Source organism: Novosphingobium sp. DS6-6, from assembly GCF_057784975.1.
Genome location: NZ_JBYNTS010000017.1, coordinates 36,129 through 43,818, shown reverse-complemented (window position 1 = coordinate 43,818; position 7,690 = coordinate 36,129). Strand labels below are relative to the sequence as shown.

The 7,690-nt window shown below is 65.6% G+C and carries 8 protein-coding genes; 2 read left to right on the top strand and 6 right to left on the bottom strand.

The window, feature by feature from the left end:
* The 3 genes from AC3EDY_RS15255 to hemF form a co-directional block, all read right to left on the bottom strand.
* On the bottom strand, nt 1-320 hold a 320-nt coding region (locus AC3EDY_RS15255), incomplete at its 3' end, for a hypothetical protein (RefSeq protein WP_488573353.1).
* Between the two features lie 45 nt (nt 321-365).
* Complete coding sequence (locus AC3EDY_RS15250) at nt 366-995, bottom strand: GNAT family N-acetyltransferase (RefSeq protein ID WP_488573352.1); 630 nt, start codon at nt 993-995, stop codon at nt 366-368.
* A 4-nt stretch (nt 996-999) separates the two neighbouring features.
* Nucleotides 1,000-1,863 carry an oxygen-dependent coproporphyrinogen oxidase gene (gene hemF, locus AC3EDY_RS15245; protein WP_488573351.1) on the bottom strand — a complete coding sequence of 288 codons (864 nt, stop codon included), beginning with the start codon at nt 1,861-1,863 and terminating at the stop codon, nt 1,000-1,002.
* Nucleotides 1,864-1,921: 58 nt separating this feature from the next.
* Here hemF and pdeM point away from each other — a divergent pair, with 58 nt between their 5' ends.
* Both pdeM and infC read left to right on the top strand, forming a co-directional pair.
* The gene (gene pdeM / locus AC3EDY_RS15240) at nt 1,922-2,629 is read left to right on the top strand and encodes a ligase-associated DNA damage response endonuclease PdeM (protein WP_488573350.1); all 708 of its coding nucleotides are present in this window, start codon (nt 1,922-1,924) and stop codon (nt 2,627-2,629) included.
* Between the two features lie 143 nt (nt 2,630-2,772).
* The gene (gene infC, locus AC3EDY_RS15235; RefSeq protein ID WP_488573349.1) at nt 2,773-3,297 is read left to right on the top strand and encodes a translation initiation factor IF-3; all 525 of its coding nucleotides are present in this window, start codon (nt 2,773-2,775) and stop codon (nt 3,295-3,297) included.
* Between the two features lie 105 nt (nt 3,298-3,402).
* Here the strand turns inward: infC and AC3EDY_RS15230 are convergent, their stop codons facing one another.
* The 3 genes from AC3EDY_RS15230 to eda form a co-directional block, all read right to left on the bottom strand.
* On the bottom strand, nt 3,403-4,026 hold the full coding sequence (locus AC3EDY_RS15230) for a YceI family protein (RefSeq protein ID WP_488573348.1): 624 nt from the start codon (nt 4,024-4,026) through the stop codon (nt 3,403-3,405).
* Nucleotides 4,027-4,131: 105 nt separating this feature from the next.
* The gene (locus AC3EDY_RS15225; protein ID WP_488573347.1) at nt 4,132-6,918 is read right to left on the bottom strand and encodes a phosphoenolpyruvate carboxylase; all 2,787 of its coding nucleotides are present in this window, start codon (nt 6,916-6,918) and stop codon (nt 4,132-4,134) included.
* A gap of 93 nt (nt 6,919-7,011) precedes the next feature.
* Complete coding sequence (gene eda, locus AC3EDY_RS15220; RefSeq protein ID WP_488573346.1) at nt 7,012-7,629, bottom strand: bifunctional 4-hydroxy-2-oxoglutarate aldolase/2-dehydro-3-deoxy-phosphogluconate aldolase; 618 nt, start codon at nt 7,627-7,629, stop codon at nt 7,012-7,014.
* Nucleotides 7,630-7,690 lie beyond the last annotated feature (61 nt).

Genomic DNA, 7,690 nt, shown 5'->3' with positions numbered 1-7,690 from the left:
AGATTATTGCCCACTCGTCGTCCCTCAAACCAATCCGCTCGCCCAACGCCGCCTCCAAAAGACAGCCTTGAATCAAGCAGCGAGTCCGTTGTCAACCTTTGTCCACGAAACCTAGTGAGTTTCAGCCAAATCCAAAGCCCGATGTTTCCGCTGATGTAATCCTCCGTCTTCGGAAACCCGAGGACGAACGGCATCTCATGTGATTTCTTAGGGACGCACTCAAAGAAACCAGAGAGGGCGTTAACATGTTCATCCAGGAGTTCGGGAAAAAAGCGTCTCACCCTAACTGAAAAATTTAGCGCCTGACTGTCGACGTCCATCAATCGCTGGCATAGATGATCATTTGAAAAAATGTCTGCTCTGTTTCACCCCAAAACCGGCACCTGCGGCGCTTCATCGCCCAGCAGGCCCAGCCCGCGCGGGTCAGGGAACACTTCCACGAAGCGCGCGTAGGGCACAAACCCCTGCGCCATGTAGAACGGCAGCGCGCTCGGCCCATCCAGCGTGCAGGTGTGCACCCACACGCGCGCCACGCCTTCCCGGCCCCAGGCCTTCTGCAAGGCGCGGCGCATCAGCCATTTGCCGAAACCCTTGCCGGTGGCCCCGGGGATCAGGCCGAAAAAGGCGATCTCCGCCTCGCCAGGCTTGCGGAAATCGAGTTCCAGCATGCCCACTTCGATGCCGGCGCGATCGGCCATGGCATAGATTTCGACATTCGGATCGTGGATGATCGCACCCAGCGCGGCATCGTCCAGCGCCAGGCGCGACCACCACAGCCATTTCGCCCCGACGCGGCGATAGAGCAGGCGGTACTTTGCCGGATCGGGGGCTTTCCAGCGCACCAGTTGCAGCGGCACGTCTGCCTCGGGCGTCGGACGCTTGAGATCGGGCGGCATGGCGCGCATTTCCAGCGCCGTGACGACCGCGGCCACGTCGCCACGGGCAACGGCGTGGAACCCGGCGGTCAGCGGCGCGGCAGTTTCGGCAATGACCATCGCTTCAACTCCACACCGCGCGCGGCGGCAGGCTCATCAGGATGGCGTCGACATTGCCTCCGGTCTTCAGGCCGAACAGCGTGCCCCGGTCATAGACCAGGTTGAATTCGGCATAGCGGCCGCGCCATTCCAGCATGCGCTGCTCATCCTGCGGGCTGAATTCGTGGTTCATGCGCCGCCGCACCAGACGCGGGAAAATGTCGAGGAACGCTTCCCCCACATCGCGGGTGAAGGCAAAGTTGGCCTCGAACGCGGCATCGTCGGCGCATTCCAGGTGATCATAGAAGATGCCGCCCACGCCGCGGTCCACCTTGCGATGCGGAATGTGGAAATAGTCGTCGGCCCAGGCCTTGAAGCGCGGATAATAGGCCGGATCGTGCACGTCGCAGGCGGCCTGAAAGCGCGCGTGGAAATCGGCCGTGTCTTCGTCATAGGGGATCGGGGGATTGAGATCGCCGCCGCCGCCGAACCAGGCCCTGCGCGTGGTGAGGAAGCGGGTGTTCATGTGCACGGCGGGCACGTGCGGGTTGGCCATGTGCGCCACCAGGCTGATGCCGGTCGCCGTGAAGGCCGGGTTTTCCACATCGGCGCCGTTGATTGTTCCGGCGAAATCCGGGCTGAACGTGCCCTGCACGGTGGAAACGTTGACCCCGACTTTCTCGAACACCGTGCCTTTCATCAGCCCCTGCACGCCGCCGCCGCCGTTTTCCACCGGCTCGCCCGCGTGCGCGCGGTTCCAGGGGGTGTAGGAAAAGACCGCCTCGCTTCCCGCCTCGCGCTCGATCGCCTCGAACGCCGCGCAGATGCGGTCGCGCAGTGCCTCGAACCAGGTGCGGGCGCGGGCGGTATGGGGCGTCCAATCGGTCATGCGATCTCCTCGATTCCGGGCGCTTGCCAAATCGCCGCCGCTGCGGCAAGGGGAAGAAATGGTTCCCCTTTCGTTCGCCCCTTTCCAGTTTGCCGGGCAGGAATGGCTGCTCGGTTCGGCGCGGGCGCTGGTCTGGCCGGCGGAGCAGGCGCTGCTGGTAGCCGATCTTCACCTGGAAAAAGCCAGCTGGTACGCCCGCGGCGGACAGTTGCTGCCCCCTTACGACAGCCGCGAAACGCTCGATCGCCTGGGCCGCCTGATCGGGCGCGGCGGCGTGCGCCGGGTGTTCTGCCTGGGCGACAATTTCCACGATGCCCATGGCCCTGCCCGGCTCGATGCCCATGCGGCGGAGCATCTGGCCGCGCTCGCCGCCAGGGTCGATTGGGTGTGGATCACCGGCAATCATGACGAAAAAGGCGCCGCCGCCCCGGAAAACCTGATCGGCGGCACCATGCTGCGCGAGTTGGCGACGGGCGGCGTGGTCCTGCGGCACGAAGCGCAGAGCGGGGAAACCCGGCCCGAGCTTTCGGGCCATTTCCATCCGCGCCTGCGCCTGGCCGCGCGGGGCCGCACGGTCAGCCGTCCCTGCGCGGTGATGAGCGAGCGCAAGCTGATCCTTCCGGCCTTCGGCACGCTCACCGGCGGGCTGGATGCCGCACACCCGGCCCTGCTCAAGGCGATGCAGCCCGCGGGCCGCATCACCGCGCTTGTCCCGACGGCTGCGCGTGTGGCGCATTTCCCACTATGGCAGGCTGCTGCGGCTTGAAACGCATGCACCGCGCGCCCAGATGTAGCCGAAGGCTCTTTATCTGCCGCGTTGTTGTGATAAGAGCGCGCGTTGAGTCCGTTTGATGACTCGCACCCCGATCAACGTCAGGAGATAGCACTATAGCTCCCCCGCCCCGGCGCATGTTGGCGCCCCCCGTCAAGAGTGGTCCTCGCTACAACCAGATGATCAACGTGCCCAAAGTGCGCGTGATCGATGAAAACGGCGAGAATCTTGGCGTGATGTACACGCGTGAAGCGATCGATCAGGCAGCCGAAGTCGGCTTGGACCTGGTTGAAGTGTCGCCCAACGCCGATCCGCCGGTGTGCAAGTTCCTCGACGTGGGCAAGTTCCGTTACGAGGCGCAGAAAAAGGCCAACGCCGCCCGCAAGAGCCAGAAGACGCAGGAGATCAAGGAGATCAAGATGCGTCCGAATATCGATGATCACGACTATGACGTGAAGATGCGCAACGTGTATCGCTTCATCGAAGACGGCGACAAGGTGAAAGTGACTCTGCGTTTCCGCGGTCGCGAACTTTCGCACCAGCAGCTGGGCATGAACCTGCTCAAGCGGGTGCAGGAAGACGTGGCCGAAGTCGCCAAGATCGAGGCGTTCCCACGCATGGAAGGCCGCCAGATGCTGATGGTACTCGCCCCCAAGGGTTAAGCCGTTCCGCCACAGGACCAAAGAACAGAGCGTGCTTGCACGGGCGCGCTTTTCCTTTCGGCCGCCGCTCTCGCGGCACCATGCCGGCATTCACCGCCGGTCCATTCAGCCGGCGCGGTCGAGCACCACGGCGATGGTCACTTTCACCTCGTCGCCCACGAACGGCGTATATTTCGTCATGCCGAATTCGGACCGGCGGACCGTGCCCGTGGCCATGACGGAAAGCGCGCCGCCCTTGCCGCCAGCCGATGCGCCCGACGGATTGGCAAAAGTGGCATCGAGCAGCAGGGGGCGCGTCACGCCGTGCATCGTCACTTCCCCTTCGATGCGCGCGGTGCGCGATCCGGTGGGCACCAGCCGGCGCCCCTGAAAGCGAATCGTGGGATAGCGCGCAACGTCGAACAGGCCCGGTCCTTTCAGTTCGTCGTCGAACGTGCCGTCCTCGGTCGCGATCGCCGTCGCCGGCATGACCACGTCGAGCGCCATGGCGTGAATATCGGTAGGGTCTATGACCACCGTGCCGGTCGCCCGGGGCACCCGGCCTTCGATGTGGCTCATGCCCAGATAGCGCACGCGAAACCGCGCGACGGTCTGTTCGGGATTGACGGCATAGCGCCCCGGGATCACCCCCTGTAGCAGCGAGGAAATGGCAGAACCCTGCGCCGGGGCCGGCGCGAAAGCGGGGCCGGCCAGGGCCAGGGCTATGGCTGCGCAAAACCGGCGACGCATGGCGACACGCTCTCCTGATCCGGCTCCTGATCCGGCGTTCGGATCGAATGACAAAGCGGGACTAGCACGACTTTCCGCTGTAGGCGCCTGCCTCTTGGGACGGGTTCAGCCGTGCGCGCCGAAATAGTTGGCCACGGCCACCGACACGCGCAGGTTGAGGGCATGGGCGCGCTCGATCGGATCGATGAAGCGGGTGCGAATCGCGCCATAGTCCTCGCCGTCGTGATCGGGAAAGTCGCTTGCTTCGTCCACGCTGAAATCAGCCAGATGGGGGATCGCCGCCGGATAGGCGCGGCGCAGCTGCGCCAGGGCATCGTCCACGCGCAGCGAAAGCACCATTTCCAGCACGTCGTCGCGGCTGACATCGTTCGAGCGCGAGAACGGCGGCACCTGCACCGCACGCAGGAACATGTGCATCAACAGCGCCAGGCGCACAGCCTGGAGCAGGCCGATCGTGCGGCGTTCGGCATCGACCACCGGATCGCGCCCCGCCGGCGAGCCCGGCACCAGCGCAAGCAGGCGGTGAAGCTTCATCCAGTCGACCCGCAGACGCGACGTCAGCCGGCGAAACACCCCGGCGCGATCGTCCTTGGTCAGATATTCGGCCAGCGCCATGCAGGCCGCTTCCAGCGCGGTTTCCGTACCGCGATACGGGCGGCTGGCCCAATAGGCGGAATTGAACAGTTCGCCATAGGCCGCCACCGTCTTGATCGAGGCCAGGCCATTGGCCGCGCGCAGCAGCCGCACCAGCTGGCTGCCGCGTTCAGACTGCCCCAGGAGTTCGGCAATGGCTTCCATCTCGTCGCCCACGGCCGTCCCGGCGCCGGCGATCACGTTCACCGGATAGCCGATCTGCTGCAGGATGGCATTGTGCGGGATCGCGCGGATCTGGCGCAGGCTCATCGAACGGTCGGCCGAAATGTCCGACTGGCGGCGCGAGACCCGGCTGCCGGTCGGCTTGAGCATGCCCAGACCGAAAGCCGTCACAGCGCGGGCGTATGTCGCGCTTTTCAGATGATCGCGCTGCACGCGGCGGATCGCGCGATAGAAATCGAGGCTCAGGTCGGTACGGTCATAGAACGGATCGCGCGCCGCAGGCGCGGCAAAGGCCGTTTCCGCCTCGGCAATGCGGGTCAGCGTGGCGAGTGCCAGTTCGTCGTTGCGGAAGAAAAGATAGCCATCGCCGCCCTGGAAACTCGCTTCCGGCTCGAGCGCGATGCCCGCCTTGGCGAACCGGCGGCGAGCCCAGCGGCTCAATGGCCAGGTCAACCGATCGGCAAAACCGGCCGGATGCGCGCCGCGCCCCATCGATTCCCCGTGCGTATCGAACACCAGCGCGGCAACGTCAGCGAGGCCGTTGGCGGTCATCGCCTCGGCCAGGCGTCCCTGCAGGCGCTCGATCGCGAGGGCAGCGGGCAATTGCCCGATAAAGCGGCCGGCATCGGAAAAACCGGTCTGGATCGAAACCCGCCCGCGCCGGCGCACGTAATCGCGATAGGCCTCCTCGGCCAGCAGGGCTTCGAGAAACCGCCCGCCGTGTTCGAGCGCGGTTTCCGTTTCGAACAGCGGCGATACGTCGACCTTGTCGTCGATGCCGAACAGCCGCGCGAAATAGAGCGCAGCCAGCACCGTCTGCGGCTGTTCGCATTCGGCAATCAGCATGCGGACCGGCGCATCGGCATCGATGTGATGCAGGATCTGCGCCATGGCCAGGAACTGGCGGATGGCCGTGCTCGTTTCGATCGCCAGCGCGGCAAAATTGACGCGCAGCGGCTTTGCTTCGGCCAGAAGCTCGCGCAGGCGCGAGATCGCGCTTTTGCTGGCAAGGTCAAGCGTGCCTTCCGGATCGATCCGGCGGCGCAGGGCGTTGTGCAACTGCGACGCGTTCACGCGGAAGTGGATCCAGCCCATGCCCAGGCCATCGGCGCGCATGGCGCCGGCCAGCGTTGCCAGGCCCACCGCCACATCGCCGTCCTCGGCCTCTGCCGCATCGCTTTCCAGCACGGCGATCAGCGGCCTCAGCGTCAGCAGCTTGGCCGGATCGTCGGCCGTCAGGCGGTTGGCGGCATCGGCCAGCGTTTCGGGCGCGTCGAGCGGCCGCGAAAACAGCTCCGCCATTTCCGATGCGTGGGTCTGCGCCGCGTCGAGCGTGGCGATCAGCGCATGGCCGGGCACCAGGCCGGCCAAGCTTGCGCTGTAACGGCCCAGGCGCCGCGCCTTTTCGCGCAGGCGGAACGCGATGGACGTATGCCAGCCGATATCGGTGCGACCGTCCATGTCGTAACCGACCCAGGTGGCAAAACGGAACGGCAAGGGCCGGAAATCGAGCCAGCGCCCCGGCCAGCGCTGGCGGGCATGCGACAGCAGCGCGGCATTGATGCGGTCACGCGCATGGCCCGCGCGCTCGATGGCGTCGCACACTTCGAGATGTTCGAATTCCAGGGTGATAGCCGCGCTTTGGGCCGGAAGCGCGCATACCGTGGCGGCCAGCGGATCGTCGGCCAGGGCCGCGGTCGCCACCGCGTCCGCCTGTGCGGGATTGAGCAGGAATGTGGGATGGGCCGTGAACACCGCATGCAGGAGCGGCTTTTCCCAGCGAGCGCGAAACTGGCCGAAACCATCTTCCTCGTCCAGCAGGGCGGCAATGCGCGCCAGGTTCTCGCCCGGGTCGGTCGGCGCGATCAGCCGGCGCAGGCGCCCGGCACGGTTTTGCAGCGCCTCGCACTCCAGTTCGGCCACCAGAGCGTCCATGTCGTCGAGCGACAAGGCCCTGGCCTCCAACTGGCGCGAAAGATCGTGGCTCAACTGGAAAACGGGATTGAACAGCGGCGTTTCGGCGGTCCGCTCGTGCAGCTTGCGCAAACGATCCCTGAGCTGTGCGACGGTCTTCATCTGCGGTTCCCCCTTGCGGGCTGCAATGCCATTACCAAGCTGCAGAGTCCTGCTTCCTGGGCAAGCAAACTGCGATCCGGCCGGTTGGTGCCTTCAGCCTTCGCCAAGCGCGCAAGCTTCCCGCGCCAGACGCTCGATTTCGGTCTCGTCGGGCGCGCCCTTGGGCACGATCCAGCTGCCGCCGACGCAAAGCACGCGATCGAACGCCAGCCATTCGGCCGCCGTTGCCGCGGTGATCCCGCCCGTGGGGCAGAACCGGGCCTGATAAAAGGGCGCCGCCAGGGCCTTGAGCGCGGGCAACCCACCCGAAGTGGAGGCCGGAAAGAACTTGAAATGGGTAAGCCCAAGATCGAGCCCGCGCATGATGTCCGCCGCGCTTGCCGTGCCGGGCAGGAAAGGAATGCCAGCATTGACGGCCGCCTGGCCCAGCCGTTCGGTCAGACCGGGCGATACGATGAATTCGGCGCCCGCGTCGATGGCGGCCTTGAGCTCGCCGGGGTTGGTCACCGTGCCTGCGCCCACGATAGCGCCATCCACGCTTTTCATCGCGGTTATCGCATCGAGCGCGGCGGGCGTTCGCAAAGTCACTTCCAGCACCCGCAGGCCGCCTGCCACCAGGGCCCGCGCCACCGGCAGGGCATGGGCCACATCGTCGATCACCAGCACCGGGATGACCGGCGCGGTACGCATGATGGCTTCGATCGGCTTCATGTATTCTCCCCGCGTTCTGCAGGGGAAAGCCTAGCCGCACAAGACGCGCCTGTGCACCCGC

What these genes read in the sequence shown, in the direction of transcription:
- eda (WP_488573346.1), bottom strand. Translation starts at nt 7,629, where the DNA reads ATGAAGCCGATCGAAGCCATCATGCGTACCGCGCCGGTCATCCCGGTG.
- AC3EDY_RS15225 (WP_488573347.1), bottom strand. Translation starts at nt 6,918, where the DNA reads ATGAAGACCGTCGCACAGCTCAGGGATCGTTTGCGCAAGCTGCACGAG.
- pdeM (WP_488573350.1), top strand. Translation starts at nt 1,922, where the DNA reads ATGGTTCCCCTTTCGTTCGCCCCTTTCCAGTTTGCCGGGCAGGAATGG.
- AC3EDY_RS15230 (WP_488573348.1), bottom strand. Translation starts at nt 4,026, where the DNA reads ATGCGTCGCCGGTTTTGCGCAGCCATAGCCCTGGCCCTGGCCGGCCCC.
- AC3EDY_RS15250 (WP_488573352.1), bottom strand. Translation starts at nt 995, where the DNA reads ATGGTCATTGCCGAAACTGCCGCGCCGCTGACCGCCGGGTTCCACGCC.
- infC (WP_488573349.1), top strand. Translation starts at nt 2,773, where the DNA reads ATGTTGGCGCCCCCCGTCAAGAGTGGTCCTCGCTACAACCAGATGATC.
- hemF (WP_488573351.1), bottom strand. Translation starts at nt 1,863, where the DNA reads ATGACCGATTGGACGCCCCATACCGCCCGCGCCCGCACCTGGTTCGAG.